The organism is Rhizobium sp. PRIMUS64, from assembly GCF_023006465.1.
Taxonomy (GTDB): domain Bacteria; phylum Pseudomonadota; class Alphaproteobacteria; order Rhizobiales; family Rhizobiaceae; genus Rhizobium; species Rhizobium leguminosarum.
The window spans coordinates 313849-329465 of record NZ_JALBGX010000001.1; the positions used below are offsets into that span (position 1 = coordinate 313849).

General features: G+C 61.5%; 16 protein-coding genes. 11 read left to right on the top strand and 5 right to left on the bottom strand.

Features of this window, described 5'->3' with window-relative positions:
* Positions 1 to 136: 136 nt before the first annotated feature.
* The 4 genes from MOV76_RS01435 to MOV76_RS01450 all read left to right on the top strand — a co-directional run bounded on the left by MOV76_RS01435 (position 137) and on the right by MOV76_RS01450 (position 4466).
* Positions 137 to 1312: a sensor histidine kinase gene (locus MOV76_RS01435; protein ID WP_247263615.1), complete on the top strand. Its 1176-nt coding sequence runs from the start codon at positions 137 to 139 to the stop codon at positions 1310 to 1312.
* Positions 1309 to 1971 carry a response regulator transcription factor gene (locus MOV76_RS01440; protein WP_018245481.1) on the top strand — a complete coding sequence of 221 codons (663 nt, stop codon included), beginning with the start codon at positions 1309 to 1311 and terminating at the stop codon, positions 1969 to 1971. Before MOV76_RS01435 ends, MOV76_RS01440 begins: the two co-directional genes overlap by 4 nt.
* On the top strand, positions 1968 to 3932 hold the full coding sequence (locus MOV76_RS01445) for an ATP-binding protein (RefSeq protein WP_247263616.1): 1965 nt from the start codon (positions 1968 to 1970) through the stop codon (positions 3930 to 3932). The genes MOV76_RS01440 and MOV76_RS01445 overlap by 4 nt, the downstream gene beginning before the upstream one ends.
* 66 nt (positions 3933 to 3998) lie before the next feature.
* A complete protein-coding gene (locus MOV76_RS01450) occupies positions 3999 to 4466 on the top strand; it encodes a response regulator (RefSeq protein WP_247263617.1) in 468 nt (155 codons plus the stop codon).
* Positions 4467 to 4629: 163 nt separating this feature from the next.
* On the opposite strand, the gene MOV76_RS01455 is transcribed toward MOV76_RS01450, so the two are convergent.
* Positions 4630 to 5097, bottom strand: a complete 468-nt coding sequence (locus MOV76_RS01455; RefSeq protein ID WP_247263618.1) for a nuclear transport factor 2 family protein — start codon at positions 5095 to 5097, stop codon at positions 4630 to 4632.
* 146 nt (positions 5098 to 5243) lie between these two features.
* On the opposite strand from MOV76_RS01455, the gene MOV76_RS01460 reads away from it, so the two are divergent.
* Complete coding sequence (locus tag MOV76_RS01460; protein WP_018245477.1) at positions 5244 to 5612, top strand: helix-turn-helix domain-containing protein; 369 nt, start codon at positions 5244 to 5246, stop codon at positions 5610 to 5612.
* Between the two features lie 15 nt (positions 5613 to 5627).
* Here MOV76_RS01460 and MOV76_RS01465 read toward each other — a convergent pair whose 3' ends face one another.
* Positions 5628 to 6602 carry a zinc-dependent alcohol dehydrogenase family protein gene (locus tag MOV76_RS01465; protein WP_247263619.1) on the bottom strand — a complete coding sequence of 325 codons (975 nt, stop codon included), beginning with the start codon at positions 6600 to 6602 and terminating at the stop codon, positions 5628 to 5630.
* A gap of 53 nt (positions 6603 to 6655) precedes the next feature.
* On the opposite strand from MOV76_RS01465, the gene MOV76_RS01470 reads away from it, so the two are divergent.
* The 4 genes from MOV76_RS01470 to MOV76_RS01485 all read left to right on the top strand — a co-directional run bounded on the left by MOV76_RS01470 (position 6656) and on the right by MOV76_RS01485 (position 10712).
* On the top strand, positions 6656 to 7072 hold the full coding sequence (locus tag MOV76_RS01470; RefSeq protein ID WP_222030024.1) for a thioesterase family protein: 417 nt from the start codon (positions 6656 to 6658) through the stop codon (positions 7070 to 7072).
* Between the two features lie 29 nt (positions 7073 to 7101).
* Entirely contained in the window at positions 7102 to 8631 is a 1530-nt protein-coding gene (locus tag MOV76_RS01475) for a class I adenylate-forming enzyme family protein (protein ID WP_247263620.1), read from the top strand.
* Positions 8609 to 9811: a thiolase family protein gene (locus MOV76_RS01480; RefSeq protein WP_247263621.1), complete on the top strand. Its 1203-nt coding sequence runs from the start codon at positions 8609 to 8611 to the stop codon at positions 9809 to 9811. Before MOV76_RS01475 ends, MOV76_RS01480 begins: the two co-directional genes overlap by 23 nt.
* Before the next feature lie 151 nt (positions 9812 to 9962).
* Positions 9963 to 10712, top strand: a complete 750-nt coding sequence (locus MOV76_RS01485; RefSeq protein ID WP_247263622.1) for a sensor histidine kinase — start codon at positions 9963 to 9965, stop codon at positions 10710 to 10712.
* A gap of 75 nt (positions 10713 to 10787) precedes the next feature.
* On the opposite strand, the gene MOV76_RS01490 is transcribed toward MOV76_RS01485, so the two are convergent.
* Positions 10788 to 11246 (bottom strand): carboxymuconolactone decarboxylase family protein, encoded by a 459-nt coding sequence (locus MOV76_RS01490; RefSeq protein WP_018245471.1) that lies wholly within the window; start codon positions 11244 to 11246, stop codon positions 10788 to 10790.
* Positions 11247 to 11606: 360 nt separating this feature from the next.
* Between MOV76_RS01490 and MOV76_RS01495 the strand changes: the two genes are divergently transcribed.
* Positions 11607 to 12371: an SDR family oxidoreductase gene (locus MOV76_RS01495; RefSeq protein WP_018516925.1), complete on the top strand. Its 765-nt coding sequence runs from the start codon at positions 11607 to 11609 to the stop codon at positions 12369 to 12371.
* A gap of 46 nt (positions 12372 to 12417) precedes the next feature.
* Positions 12418 to 12831, top strand: a complete 414-nt coding sequence (locus MOV76_RS01500; RefSeq protein WP_018245469.1) for a cupin domain-containing protein — start codon at positions 12418 to 12420, stop codon at positions 12829 to 12831.
* Between the two features lie 49 nt (positions 12832 to 12880).
* Here MOV76_RS01500 and MOV76_RS01505 read toward each other — a convergent pair whose 3' ends face one another.
* Both MOV76_RS01505 and MOV76_RS01510 read right to left on the bottom strand, forming a co-directional pair.
* Positions 12881 to 14164 (bottom strand): cystathionine gamma-synthase family protein, encoded by a 1284-nt coding sequence (locus tag MOV76_RS01505; RefSeq protein WP_018444596.1) that lies wholly within the window; start codon positions 14162 to 14164, stop codon positions 12881 to 12883.
* 73 nt (positions 14165 to 14237) lie between these two features.
* Positions 14238 to 15317 (bottom strand): YihY/virulence factor BrkB family protein, encoded by a 1080-nt coding sequence (locus MOV76_RS01510; RefSeq protein ID WP_018516926.1) that lies wholly within the window; start codon positions 15315 to 15317, stop codon positions 14238 to 14240.
* Positions 15318 to 15617: the final 300 nt, after the last annotated feature.

Consider the following 15617-nt stretch of genomic DNA (forward strand, 5'->3'; position numbering starts at 1 on the left):
TCCTATGTGGCGGTTCCGGCGGACATCGCATCGGTCAACCGCATGACCAGCAATTTAAGTATCCTGTGCTGCCGCCTCATCTGCCGGGTGGCTTCGATCCGATCTGCCGAACGGCATAGATGACATTCCCGCCGGAATGACTATCGTGCCGGCGTCATTCATCTTCGGAGCAGTCCTGTTCGGCATGGAGCACGATACAAGTCCAACGCACTCGCCAAACGTTGCAGAACTGCGGGCTCTTTACCGGGCGGCGGAAGCGCGGGCGGCTCGTCTGCGTTTCATCATCGAAGTGCAGAACCTGCTCGATGCCGCGGCATTCGAAACGGCTGCCCTGGACGTTCTGTCCCGGCTTGCAGACTTCGCGGGAGCATCGCTTGCCAAGCTCGTTTTTCCGTCGTTCCAGGGAAAAGCACCCGTGCAACTGTCGGTGGGTAAGTCAACGAGCCCGGAAAGCGATAACATCTTATTTGCCTCGCAAGCCGGTTCCGATCTCTGCCTGACGATCATCGGATCGTCAAAAGCGCGCGCCATCGATGCCGACGACCGGCAGACATTGGAGGTGGTGGCGGGGCAGCTCGCCGACGCCTACAATCTTAACCGGCAGGCGGCGGAAAATCAGGCGCTTCTCGGCGATCTCCAGCGGCAGCGCAGTGAGCTCGCGGCCCTTGTCGCGCAGCTGATCCAGGCGCAGGAGCAGGAGCGGCAGCGGGTGGCGCTCGATCTTCACGACGGCTCGGCGCAACTTGTAGCAGGCCTAAGCTATCGGCTGCAGGACCTTGCGGCCCGCATCGGCGACGCGCACGCCCTGAAACCCGAAATCGACCAGCTCGCCGCGCTCGCGCGCCATTCCGTTGCCGATCTCAGGGCGGCCATCGCCGATCTTCGCCCGCCCGAGCTCGATGATCTCGGCGTCGCCGCGGCCCTGCGTACGCGTCTCGATGCGATCGATGATCTCCAGGTGGTCGCCGATCTCGATGCCGCCGCCGATCGCTGGCCGGCATCGACGGGAATCATCTTCTATCGTGTCGCGCAGGAAGCGATCACCAATGTCATCAAGCACGCCGAGGCGAGCCGCCTGGTCGTCCGTCTCTTCGAGGATGGCGCGGGCGAAGCGCATCTCGAAGTGATCGATGATGGCAAAGGCATCAGCGAGCTGCGCCATCCCCAGATGCGGGGCGGGCGCCTAGGCATTGTCGGCATGCGTGAACGGCTGGCGCTGCTCGGCGGCCGGATCGAGATCAGCGTCGGGTCTTCGGGGGGCACACATGTGCGCGCCACCGCTCCGATTTCGCAGGAGACGACATCAGAATGACGGCATCGATCCTTGTCGCCGACGATCATGACATCGCCCGTGCAGGCCTTATCGCCATGATCGGCGGTGAAGACGATTTTCATGTCGCCTGGGACGTGCGCGACGGCGTGGAAGCGGTGGAGGCCTGTACGCTGCACAAACCGGATCTCGCTCTCCTCGACATCCGCATGCCTCGCCTGGACGGCCTCGCCGCGACGAGGGAGATCCGGCGCGTGTCGCCGGGAACACGCGTCATGATCATCACGATGCATGACAGCCTCGACTACCTGGAAGCGGCGATCGAGGCCGGCGCTACGGGCTACCTGCTCAAGGACGCCAGCCGGGAAGACATTCTCCGCACGATCCGGCGGGTCCTTCAGGGTGATGCCTTCTTCGACGGTCCGCTCGTCGCAAAACTATTGCGCCGCGCCGCCACCAAGCCGCAGACCAACAGCAGCGCTTTGGAGACCCTGACGATCCGGGAGCGCGAAGTCCTGTCGAAGGTGGCCGAGGGCCTGACCAACAAGGAGATCGCCAGGGCCCTGAAGATCTCGCCCGGTACCGTGAAGATCCACGTTGAGCGCATCATCGGCAAACTGGGCGCCGGAGACCGGACGCAGGCCGCGGTCATGGCCGTCCGCGGCGGGCTCGTCGAAGCATCGAAAGAGCAGCAACCATGACCGCGACAATGACCCCGACGGGGCGCCTGACGGCGTGGCGCTTTGCCGACCTTCCCCTTCGCGCGAAGGGTATCGTCATCATCACGGTGCCGCTGGCGCTGCTGCTTGCAGCCCTCGCCTCGGTCTTCGTGGCCGACCGGCAGAGCCGGATTGCCGAGGATCAGGTGCGGGTCACGCTCGAGATCCAGTCGGGCATTCAGGAGATCCATGCCTCGATCGCTGAAGCGGCGACCGCGATGCGGGGTTATCTGTTGACCGGCAGAACCGATTTTCTTGATCCCTTCAACCGGGCTGAGGAAAGACTGCCCGTCGTGCTCGACGAAGTCGGTCGCCGGTTGCGGGATGAAGAGCAAAAGAACCGTCTCGAACGCATCCGCACCCTCGTCGTCGCGAAGGTCGATCGTCTCCAACTCCTGAAACAGGCCGACATCCTGCGCGCCGGCGGACGCGAAGACCTTGCGGCCAAACTCATCGAGGGCAAGCAGGTACTCGACGTGCTGAGACAGGAAATCGACGCGATGAGCCGGCGGGAGGCGGATCTGCTTCACGCGAGGACCGAGGCCGCGGACCGGGTTCGCACTCTGTCCCGAAGCCTGATGATCGCTGCCGGTTTCCTTGGTTTTGCCGGAGCGCTCGTCGCCGTCTTCCTGTTTTCGGCAAGCATCGTCCGTCGGGTGCATGCCCTGAAAGCCCAAGCGCATCGACTGTCGCGGGGCGATGTCGTCAGGGTAGTGGATCCCTTCCGTGATGAACTCGGCAGTCTCGAACAGGCGCTCGAAGATGCAAGCGTGCTTTTGAAGAAGCGCGAGGCTGATCTGACGGAAAGCGAGGAGCGCTTCCGGCTATTGGTCGAGGGCGTCAGCGACTACGGTATTTTCGGGCTCGATACCACAGGGCTGGTTGTGAGCTGGAATGCCGGCGCGGAGCGGATCAGTGGCTATGCGGCCGAAGAGATCATCGGCCAGCATTTTTCCCGTTTCTATCCCGCCGAAACCAGGGAGGCGTTGCCGGCAGAAGAGCTTTCCAGGGCGGCCCGCGACGGACGGGCCGAGGCGGAAGGCTGGCGCATCCGCAAGGACGGCTCTCGGTTCTGGTCTCACGTCGTTGTGACTGCCCTGCATGATGAGGCGGGCCGCCTGCGCGGTTTTTCCAAAATCACGCGAGATATTACCGAGCGCAAGCAAATCGAAGAGGCCCTGCTTGCCGCCCGCGAGGATGCGGTTCGCGCGAGCAACGCCAAGAGCGAATTCCTGTCACGGATGAGCCACGAGCTACGCACGCCGTTGAATTCCGTCCTCGGCTTCGCACAGCTTCTGGAAATGGATGTCACCGATGCGGATTCCAGGGATAGCGTCGCCCAAATTCTAAGGGCCGGCAGACATCTGCTCAGCCTGATCGACGAGGTTCTCGACATGGCGAGGATCGAGGCCGGGCGCATGGATCTTGCCATCGAACCGCAAGGCGTCGCCGATGTGATCGATGAAGCGGTGTCGCTTGCGAGGCCGCTCTGCGGCAAGCAGCAGATCCGGATAGAGGTTGTCGAGCCCGAGCGAGATCTGGCGGTCCTGGCTGACCGGCGGCGTCTCCTCCAGGTGTTCCTGAACCTTCTCTCCAATGCGGTGAAATACAATCGTCAACAGGGAAGCGTGACCGTCAGCCACCGCGAGATTGGCGGCGACACTATTCGGATCGAGGTCAGCGATACCGGTCCCGGCATCCCGGCGGAACGCGTTTCCCGGCTCTTCACCCCATTCGATCGGCTGGGAGCAGAACGTATCGGTCAAGAAGGGACCGGTCTCGGGCTTGCGCTGTCGCGTCATCTGATCGACGCCATGGGCGGCGCGCTCGGCTTCAGCAATCGTCCGGAAGGTGGCGCCACCTTCCACGTCGATTTGCCGCGCCCGCCCGTGGCGACGCAGGGAACCCGAAGACGAGGCCTCTCCGTCGAAAGTCCGCCATAGAAGACGTCGCCTATGATTTGATCGCGCGCTGATATCCTCCAACGCCTTTGACGAAACGTTTGGCCCATGACAGACCCCACCGACATCTTGCGACGATCGACGATCCTGATCGTCGACGACGAGCCCGCAAATGTTTCCCTGTTGGAACGCATTCTCAAACGCGAAGGCTTCAACGAACTCATCAGCACCACCGAGCCACGCGAGGCGTTGCGGCTCTTTCGCGAACATCCGGTGGATCTCGTTCTTCTCGACCTGATGATGCCCGATCTTGATGGCTTCGCTTTGCTGGAGACCTTCGCAAGGCTCATTCCTGAAAACAGCTACCTGCCGATCCTGGTTCTGACCGCCGATGCAACATTGCCGACGCGCCGACGGGCGCTTTCTCTTGGCGCGAAAGATTTTCTGACGAAACCGTTCGATGCGATCGAAGCCATCCTGCGCATCTTCAACCTTCTCGAAACCCGTATCCTGACCCTGGAGCTTGCCAAACACGGGCTGGCAACGCCGAAATCGGAGCGTCCCCGGATTGATTGACCGGGATCGGTTGATGGCACCAGCCATCTTGGCGTATGGGCGTTAGGCCATCGGCAAATGTTGACCGAGCAGTGCGGCGGAAATCGCCAGCAACGAGAGAGACGGCTGAACCAGGCGCGCAGCGCCGATAATGGGGCCGGCGAGGAAGCCGGCCCCACTCAACTCAAAACATGGTGTTCTTGTTTGCCGCCTCTTTCGGAACGGCCTGGATCACGTCCCAGTGTTCGACGATCTTGCCGTCCTTGACGCGGAAAATATCGACGATCGCCTGGCCGAGATCGCCTGCGCCGTTCGTCGCGTGTACATGCAGCCAGACCAGATCGCCATCGGCGGCGCTGCGGATGATCTCAGCCTTCGATTGGGCATTGTCCTTGAAGAAGCCGGCGAAGAAGGAAACGAGAGGCTTCTTTCCGTCGGGAACTTGAGGATTGTGCTGCCGGTAGTCGTCGGCGACGACCGAGGCGGCCGCGATATCGTGCTTGTTGAAGAACCGGTCGTAGAACTCGACAACCAGCTTCCGGTTGGCTTCTTCGATCTTCAAATCCCGCGTGGCCGATTCAGCAAAAGCGCCGGCCGGCGCGGCGATGCCCGCCAAAATGACGAGTGCGAAAAGCGATTTCCCGAATGTCATGCATTAAGCTCCTTGGTATGGATCGGCGAGCTAGTCTAGAAAACAGACTATGACGCTTGGTCTATGAAACCGCTGCATCTCAGGCAAGAAGGCAGTTTCTGGTGCCAAGGTCAGCCGGCGATGACCGAGAATTGCAGGAGAAAGCCGTGTCAGAGACGCATGACCCAAGACAACAGCCCGGCGCTGGATGCCCGATCAGAGGCGTGCTCGATCGCATCGGTGATCAATGGAGCCTGTTGACACTCGATGCGCTGGAAAACGAGAAAAAGCGCTTCAACGAACTGCTGCGTGAAATCGGAGACATCTCGAAGCAGATGCTGTCCAAAACGCTGAAGCATCTGGAGCAGGACGGCTTCGTGCGGCGCACCGTCTATCCGCAGGTTCCGCCTCGCGTGGAATATGAACTGACGGAACTCGGGCGATCCTTCCTCATCCCCATGAAAGCCTTGGTCGGATGGGCCGAGCAGAACCATGCGGCAATCAGCATCGCTCGGCTACGGCACGAAAACGCCTAGCGGCGAAGCCCTGTGTCAGGCCAAGAGCACCTTGCCGCCCGTTCGGAAGGGAAGCGCGGACTGCAGGGCTTGCCGGACATTTTCCAAAGGGAATACCTCCCGCACCTCGGTCGCGATGACCTTCGAAACGATCTGCGCCGCGACCTCGGAATAGGCCTGTTGGACATCGCCCATAGCTTCGGAATGAACCCATTCCCGAAGGTGAAAATAGGAAAAGGAAATATCGGGATGGGACGCCCAGAATGAATTCGGGATGCTCTGCCCCGAGAGCAGGCCGTAATGCACGAAACGTCCGCCCCGCCGCAGCGCACCGGCGAGGACTGCGGCGCGCGCTCCTCCGACGCAGTCGAGCACTGCGTCGAGCCCATGCCGGCCGGCGAGCCCGGCAACCAGATCGCTTTCGCTTTCTTCCCTATCGATGATGACAGCCTCGACCCGGCCGCGGAGGCGCTCAAGTGATCCTTCGCTGCGGACGATGGCGACCGGCTCCACCCCTGCGGCGTTGGCGAGACCGATCAATATCGCTCCGATCGAAGAGGCGGCGGCATTGATGGCGATGCGCATGCCCGACCTCAGCCCGATCTTGGCATGCAGCATCAACCAGGCCGTCATCGGATTGACGTAGCTCGTCGCAGCCTCGAAGTCGGTGAGCTCGTCCGGCACACGAAGGCACCAGCCGGGATCGGTATCCTTGAATTCCTGCCAGCCGCCGGCGCTGCGCACCGGCAGCACGCGTGCTCCGGGGAAAAGCCCATAAACCTCTTCACCGCACTGCTCGACAACGCCGAACGCTTCGAAGCCGGGAATGAAGGGCAATGTGGTGCGTCCGCTATAGGCTCCTGATATGGTGATGATATCGGACGGATTGATCGCCCGCGCCAGCAGACGCACCCTCACCTCATCGCGCCGCAGCGGCGGCAGCGCAGCCTGCTCGAGTTCGACGACATCCTGAGCCGGGCCGAATTTTCGCACGACCGCCTGATATTGCATTGCATCCCCCACACACTGCGGTTAGATCACCCCGTCGAATTTTCGGTGATCGAATGAGCGTTGACGACAGGCCTTTAGCATCGTTCCGGGTCTCGATGCGAGACATCGACATCTATGGTCATGTCCACAACTCCCGTTATCTCGACTATTGCGAGGATGCAGTCGTCGAGTTCCTGCGGCAACGGCAAATTCTCAGCCATTTCCGTCACACCTCTTCCGGCGTCGCCTATCACGTGAAGAAGGCGGAGATCACCTTTCACAGCCCCATCGACCTTGACGATGTTGTCGAGGCAAAGGTGGACGTGGAGAAAGTCGGGCGCACGAGCCTGTCCTTTGCCATCGAGCTCTTTCGCCAGCGCGATGGCGCTCATTGCGCATCGGCGCATTTCGTCTGGGTCTGCGTCGGCCTCTCCGACAGCCGCCCGACGCCGATTCCCGAAGCGACCAGAGCCGCTCTGTCTCCAGGCTGATGGCCGATCATTCAAACCCGCGGGTGTCCATGCCGATCCATGTGCAGCTTCTTCGACATGCAACGGAGACACCGGACAAGCCGGCGCTGGTGATCGACGGGCGTTCGCTCAGCTATGGCGAGCTCTATGTCCGCGCCAAGGCAATTTATCGGTTTCTCCGAGATCTCCCTCGCTCGAACCGCCGCACGCTCGGTCTGCCCGGTGTGGAGAAGCTTGCCGCTCTCAGCCTTGGCAACCATATCGGCTTTGCCGAGTATTTTGCGGCGGCCACCGCTTTTCCGAATGCCTGCGCGGTCATCGACCCGATGATGCCGGCCGAACGGATCGAACGCATAATCGAGCGGCTGGCGCCTGACGTTCTGATCGTCGACGACGATGCTGGACCAAGCGCCGAAATTGCCCGAAGACTCGGCATTCCCCTCGTCGCTGCCGGAGCGGAGGCTTTCGACCTCGCCTCGAGGCAAGGTGCAGCCGAGCTGCCGGACGATGCCGATAAGATCTTTCTGATCGGCTTCACGTCAGGGACTACCGCCGAGCCGAAAGCCTACTATCGCTCGCGCGAGCAGTGGCGCCGGAGCCTCGATCGCGGACGCGTCGTTTTCGAGCTCGAAGACGCCCCCTCGACAATGTGCCCGGGAGCCTTGGCTCATGGCCTGGCGCTTTATGCGCTGGTCGAAGCTCTTGATGTCGGGGCAACCTTCCATTCAGTCCGGAAATGGGAGCCTAGTGCGGTCGCACGCGCCCTCTTCTCGGAAGGGATCGAACGGCTGGTCGCCGTTCCCACCCATATAGCCGGTATTGCCAGGGCCTGGACGGGTGAACCGGCCCTGGCCTCCCTGCGCGACGTCCTCACCGCCGGCGCAAAGCTTGATGTCAACGGTGTGGAATCCATGCGCCGCCTTTTTCCGAAGGCGCGCATCCGCGAATATTACGGCGCATCCGAGATTGGTTTCATGACCGTCTCGACCCTCGCGGGCGGCGAGATCGATTTTCCGATCGACCGGGTCGGACGAGCCTATCCCGGCGTGGAAATCTCCATTCGCGACCCCGATGAAAAGGATGTCGGGATCGATGTGGCGGGAACCATATTCGTCAGCAGCGACCTGATCGCGGATGGATATCTCTGGGGCGATGACGGTCAGGCCTTCCGGGTCACACAAGCCGGAGCGACGGTTGGAGATCTCGGCGAACTCGATGCCAATGGCATGCTGCGGGTGATCGGCAGGGCGGGCGGCATGATGATATCAGGCGGCAACAATGTTTATCCCGCCGAAGTCGAGAGTGCGCTCAAGGCCTGCCCCGGTGTAGAGGATGCCGTTGTCTTCGGGCTGCCGGACGCCTATTTCGGCCAACGGATCGTCGCCGTTGTCTCGGGAGAGACGATGGACCCGAAAATCCTGGCCGATCATTGCGCGCAGATGCTCGGGAAGTACAAGATCCCCAAGCAATTCTACCATATAAGGTCCTGGCCGATGACGAGCAGCGGGAAAATCTCGAGGGGGCAAGTGGAGCGGGCCGTGGTTTCTGGAGACGATCTTGTCCTACGCCTTTCAGCCTGACGAGGATTGGCAGCCAGTCGTGGTTGCCGCCTACCGGTCGCCGATCGGCCGGGCTTTCGGATCGCTTGCGACTGTCGCGGCGGAAGACCTGCTTGCGCCGATCATTCATCGGATCCTTTCCGAAACGGGAATTGCACCCGACACCATAGACGACGTTCTGGTGGGCAACGCCGCAGGTGGCGGTGGAAACATCGCGCGGCTGGCAGCCCTCACCGCAGGTCTGCCCATGGCGGTTCCGGGCGTGACTATCGATCGGCAATGCGGCTCGGGTCTGGAAGCGATCATCACCGCAGCCCGTCTGATCCAGGCGAAAGCTGGGTCGTGCTTTCTGGCCGGCGGCGTGGAGAGTGTAAGCACCGCGCCATGGCGCGTCGAAAGACCAAAGGCGAATGGGATGCCGCCGCGATTTTACGGGCGCGCCCGGTTTTCGCCTGAAACGATCGGCGATCCGGAAATGGGAATTGCCGCCGAAAACGTCGCGCGGCAGTTCGGCATAACGCGCCAGAGACAGGATGAATTCGCCCTGCGCAGCCACCGGCTCGCCGTGCAGGCGGCCGAGGTGGGCATCTTTCGGCCCGAGATCGTCGAAATTCCCACCAGCCATGGTCAGATCGAACGGGACGAATGCCCGCGCGCGTCCACCTCTCTTGAGGCTCTCGCAAACCTCCGGCCGGTCTTCCTGGCCGATGGTTCGGTGACAGCAGGCAATGCCTGCCCGCTCAACGACGGCGCCTGCCTGGTGCTTGTCATGAGCCGCGCAATGGCGAGAAGCATGGGTATCGAAAAGGGCCTTGCCTTCATCGATAGCGCCGCTGCCGGTGTGGATCCCAATCTGCTCGGTATCGGGCCGGTCGCCTCGACCAGGAAGCTGCTGCAGCGTCAGTCCGGGCTCTCGCTCTCCGACATCGATGCCATCGAATTCAACGAGGCCTTCGCGGCCCAGGTTCTGGCATCGCTGGATCAGCTCGATATTCCTGCCGATACGATCAACAGGAACGGCGGGGCGATTGCCTTGGGCCACCCGTTCGGGGCGTCCGGCGCAATCCTCGTTACCCGACTATACAGCCAGCTGATCCGCGACCTCAGCGGATGGGCGCCGGGCGCGACCGGCCTGGCCATGATCGGTATCGGCGGAGGCATTGGGCTGACCGCCATGTTCGAGGCTACCCAGCTTTCCTGACCAAAATAGGGTAACGGCATCCGGCGCGCGACCATACGACGGTATTGCTTTCCCTCACCCTTGAACCAATCGACTACAACCCCGCTCGCGTCATAGCCTCCATTTGCTCGGGAACGACATGTCTGTTGCTGGAGCGGATGAGGAGCAAAGCATGTCGCAGTCAGATACCAACATCCTCGCTGATGAAGCTTACTTTTCCCACACTCGACCGGATGCGATTGCCTTCGATGCAAATTCTGCCGACGGCATATTCGGCGTCGTCCACGATCTGGGCAATCTGATCCAGGTCGCCACCTCCGCGCTGAACATGATTTCACGCAGTCCGGACATCGAGATGGCCCCTACCCTCCTGCCGATCTTCGCCAGTGCCAGGATTTCGCTTCAGCGTGCAGGAACGCTCGTTCAGCAGACGATGCGCCTTGCGAGCGACGGCAATGCCGCCGCCGAGCCGGTCGACATCAGGGCTTGCCTGATGGAGATCGAAGCCCTGGCCAAAGCGACCTGGGATCGCAATATCGCGTTCGAGATATATGCCAGCGAGACGCTTCCGATCTTCCGATGCAGCCGCGTAGGGCTGCAAAGCGCCATTATGAACCTCCTGCTCAACGCGCGCGACGCCATGCCGGATGGCGGCGTGATTTCAATCATAGCCACCGCCATCGACGACGAACGCGCCGCAGCCGGGATCGAATTGCGGATTTCGGACAATGGTCTCGGGATGACAGAAGATGTGCTACGCAGGGCGAGCGATCCGTTCTTCACGACGAAAGCATCGGGGCTTGGCGGCCTCGGATTGCCGATGGTGAATCGATTCGTTCGGGAAGCACGGGGCCATCTCCGTCTGGAAAGCGAGCTCGGCCGAGGCACGGTGGTGACACTGCGATTGCCCGTCGAAGGCTGAGGCCCAGCAATCCCGGGCCAAATTCATGGCATAGCCGGGCGAAGCTTTTCGCCAGGCTCATTCCTAACGCAGCTGTCAGGCGGCGGCGCGTTTGTGATCTGCCGGATGCTGAAGCCGAAAGCCGATCGCCAGCCTGTTCCAGGCGTTGATCATCGCAACACCGATCGAAAGGGCCACGAGCTCGTCATCCGCGAAGTTGGCGTGTGCCTCTTCATAAACATCATCCGGCGCATGGCTTTTCGCGATCTGAGTGAGAGCCTCGGCCCAGGCGAGTGCGGCCCGCTCCCGAGTGGTGAAAAGCTGCGACTCCCGCCACGCGTTCAGAAGCAGCAGCCGGTCATCCGTTTCGCCGAGCTTCAGCGCGTCCTGGCGGTGCATGTGCAGGCAGTGAGCGCATCCGTTCATCTGGGAAACGCGCACCTTGACGAGTTCGAGCAACTTCGGATCGAAGCTTTTGGCAATCCAGCCTTCAACGGCCACGAGGCCGTCGATGCCGCTGTTCTTATGGGCCATGAAGTTCAGACGCTTGATCATTCTTATCTCCATCGTGAGAGCATTGATGACGCAAGCCTCGGCTTGCAGGCCAGTGAATACGCCTTGCCTTCCGGGTCGACCATCTGCCCCAACGGTTTATCAAGCCGATGCCTGTTGACGTGATGTTCCGCCATTTCGGCCAGCTGGCCTACTGCGTTGGCATAGGGTGACAGCGACCGAGGAAGAATAGTTTGGGACCGCGATCCGGCGCATCCTCCTGCCCATCGGTTACCGGCCGCACCGGCGACGGTCCCTATGAAGTCGCTTCGCTCATTGGGGACGCGGTGGGCATGCCGAGCAGTTGCCTGCTCACCTTCAGGTCACCAGAGGACATCCTCGTAAAGGACAAGGAGACTAAACATGAAAATCGTCGTTATCGGCGGCACTGGCCTCATCGGCTCCAAGACCGTGGAAAGATTGCGTAACAAGGGGCACGAGGTGTTGGCGGCTTCGCCGAACTCGGGTGTGGACACGATTACCGGCAAAGGCCTGGCGGAAGCGCTCGCTGGAGCACAGGTGGTGCTCGATCTCGCAAACTCACCCTCGTTCGAGGACAAGGCCGTCCTGGAATTCTTCCAGACGTCGGGCCGCAATCTGCTCAAGGCAGGGGCTGCCGCCGGCGTCAAGCATCACATCGCGCTGTCGATTGTCGGCATGGAGCGGCTGCAGGGCAGCGGCTACATGCGCGCCAAGATGGCCCAGGAAGAGCTGATCAAGACTTCCGGCATACCCTACACCATCGTGCACTCCACCCAGTTCCATGAATTCATGGCTGGCATCGCCCAGTCGGGTACCGTCGGCCAGACCGTGCATCTGTCGCCGGCTTATGTGCAGCCGATCGCCTCGGACGACGTCGCCGACGTCATGGCCGAGGTGGCGCTCGGCACGCCTCTGAACGGCACGATCGAGATCGGCGGGCCCGAGAAAGTCCGCCTCACCGAAATCGTGACGCGTCTCTTCAAGGCGACGAATGATCCGCGGCAAGTGGTGGCGGATCCGCATGCCCGCTACTTCGGCGTGGAGCTCGAGGATAATTCGCTCGTGACCGGCGCCAAGGCGCGGCTTGGCCAGATCCGCTTTGACGATTGGCTGAGCCGGCAGCCGCCCCAGAAGAAGAGCGCCTGACACCGGGCGCCAAGCGACCCATTCCCATCAACTGAGGAGACCAGACATGCTCAAAAAAATGATCTCGGCAGCAGCGCTTGCGATTGTCCTTGCCGCCGGCACTCAGGCTTATGCCGCAGGCGGCGACGCGAAGGTTCGCGTCGTTTTCGACCAGAAGCTTCCCAATGTTCCCGGCAAGAGCATGCGGGCGGTGCTCGTCGAATATGCACCGGGCGGGTCGTCGCCCGGCCATACCCACCCGGCCTCGGCCTTCATCTATGCGACCGTTCTCGAAGGGGCGATCACCAGCAAGGTGAATGACGGGCCGGAGAAGGTCTATAAAGCAGGCGAAAGCTTTCCCGAATTTCCGGGCGATCATCACGCCGTCAGCAAAAACGCCAGCAAGACAAAGCCGGCGCGCCTGCTTGCGGTCTTCGTGCTGAATACCGACGAGACGGAACTGACGACCGACGACAAGTGACGTGACCCACGATGCCCGGCACCGCCGGGCATCGATTTCTCCCGCCGCATCAGGCGCCCTGCAGCGCCAGTTCCAGATCCGCCACCAGATCATCCGGATGTTCGATGCCGATCGACAGCCGGATCGTCGATTCCAGAACGCCGATCCGCTCCCGGATATCGGCGGGCACGCCGGAATGCGTCATGGTTGCCGGGTGGCTTGCGAGCGACTCCGTGCCCCCGAGGCTGACCGCGAGCTTGAAGATCTGCAGCGCGTTCAGGAATTTGAACGAGGCGGGCTGACCGCCGCGGATGTCGAAAGAGAAGGTGGAGCCCGCGCCGCTGCATTGCGCGATGAAGGTCCGGCCGGCCGGCGATTCCGGATCGTGGTAGGGCAGGTAGTGAACCTTCTCGACCTTCGGGTGATCTCGCAGAAAGTCTGCAACGGCCCGCGCATTGCTGTTGGCCCGCTCCATGCGAAGCTGCAGCGTTTCCAGCGAACGGCCGAGCATCCAGCAGGAATGTGGATCGAGCTGCGTGCCGATCGCGCCGCGCAGGGCCTTGATCTGCTTGATCACCGCCTTGCGACCAAGAACGGCGCCGGCGATCAGGTCCGAATGACCACCGACATATTTGGTCAGCGAATAGAGCGAGATATCGGCGCCGTGCTCGATCGGCCGCTGGAAGACCGGTCCGAGCAGGGTGTTGTCGCAGACAATGATCGGCATATGGCCCTGTCTTGCACCAATCATGTCGGCCACGCGTCGGATCATCGCGACATCGACCAGACTGTTGGTCGGATTGGCAGGCGTCTCGATCAGGATGACGGAGACGCGGCCCTTGGCCATCGCCTCTTCCGCCGCCTTTTGCACCGATCCTTCGCTGACGCCGTCGGCAAATCCAATGGCGGCGACGCTGAAGTTCAGAAAGGTCTTGGCCAGCAATGTTTCGGTTCCCCCGTAGAGCGGCTGCGAATGCAGGATCGCATCCCCCGGCCGGACGAAGGCGAGCAGAGTCGTGGCTATCGCCGCCATGCCGGATGAAAACAGCACGCCGCTTTCCGTCCGTTCATAGACGGCCAGCCTGTCTTCGACGATCTCGCTGTTTGGATGGTTGAAGCGCGAGTAGACGAGGCCGGCCCCCTTCCCCTCGGGCGGCTCGCGGCGGCCCGACACGTAATCAAAGAAGTCGCGGCCATCCTCGGCTGTATTGAAAACGAAGGTGGAGGTGAGAAACACCGGTGGCTTGACCGCCCCTTCCGAGAGTTCGGGATCGTAGCCGTAGTTCAGCATCTGCGTCTCGGGATGCAGCGCATGATTGCCGATATGGGTTTTGGAAGGATGCGGGGCGGTCATCAACGTCTCCTGTGTCGGGACTGCAGAAATGGCAGAATACATCAAAACCATATGAGGGGAGCAATCATCGCGGTCAGCTTATGGTCTTGCCCAGAGTGTCGGCGACATAGGCCCCGCGCGATCCCATCGGCAGCGGCGCTCCCGTCGTCGTGTCCTTCGCGGTCTGATGCTCCAGTTCGGCGTTCAGCTCGCCTCCGATGATGAGAATGACGACCGAAAGCCAGATCCAGATGAGGAAGCCGATCAGTGCGCCGAGTGTGCCGTATGTCGCGTTGTAATTGGCGAAATGATCCAGATAGTAGGAGAAGCCGAGAGACATGGCGGTCCAGGCGACCGTGGTCAGAGCCGCGCCCCACGTCATCCACCGGAGTTTGGCAGGCTCCCGGCTGGGGCCGAAGCGATAGACTGATGTAACGGCCACAGCGACGACCAGCAGAAGCAGCGGCCATCGCATGAGAAGGGCCATGTGCTCCTTGAATTGATCGAGCCAGAGATAGGAGAGGACAACAGGCATGACCCCGACGAGCGCCACCATGACAATTGTCAAAAGCATTGCGCACAAGGTGAAGCAAAGGCCGATCAGGTTCAACCGGACAAGCCCCCGCTTCTCCTCTTCCTCATAGGCGACGTTCATAGCGTCGAAGATCGCCAGCGTGCCGCTATGCGTGCTCCAGAGGGCGATGCCGAGACCGACAAAAAAGGTGATGCCGAGCGTAGCGTCGCGACGATCGACGAGTTCCTTGATCTGGTCGGCAAGAAGATCGAACGCGCCTGATGGCAGAAGGCCAGCCAATTCGCGAAGATGTTCGGATATGGTGGTCGGATCTGCAACCAGCCCGTAGAGTGATACCAAAGCCGCCATGGCTGGGAACAGCGCCAGCAGCAGATAGAAGGTCACGCCCGCGGCAATCAGCGTGACCCGGTCGGCGAGGACCTCGTGGAAGACGCGCCAGAACACGTCGCGAAGGCCGCTGAAGGGAATAGCCTCGGGCGTGCTAGCGCTGCGGCCATGATCGTCACCCGCGTGACCGACATCCGCAGATGGGGCAGCCGACCTGCGCTCCGTCGCCTGCATCAAGACAAATGCGCCGATCGCTGCGGCCATGATTGTCGCCGCAATGGGGAATTTCTTGAGGTGAAGCACATCTGGCATGAGGATGTTCTCCGATCTGGTGCGGAGATAACGCGGGGTTCCGCTAAAGGATGCAAGCCGTTGCTTTCCTGCGGACATTTAAGCAGGGGCGAGGTCAGCAGGTTCCCGCGGTCCGGGTCAGGCGGCAGGGATTGGAGGTGATTGAGGGGACGTCAAGTCGCGCAGCCACTGCGCTCGGTACCGCCTAAGGTAACTGGAGCAGATCTGGTGGCAGAAGGGATTCCTGTTTTTTGTGAATCATGATTCACTTCCTTTATGACGAAGCGCCGCCTCCCCATGGTCGAGCATGCCGATACGCTG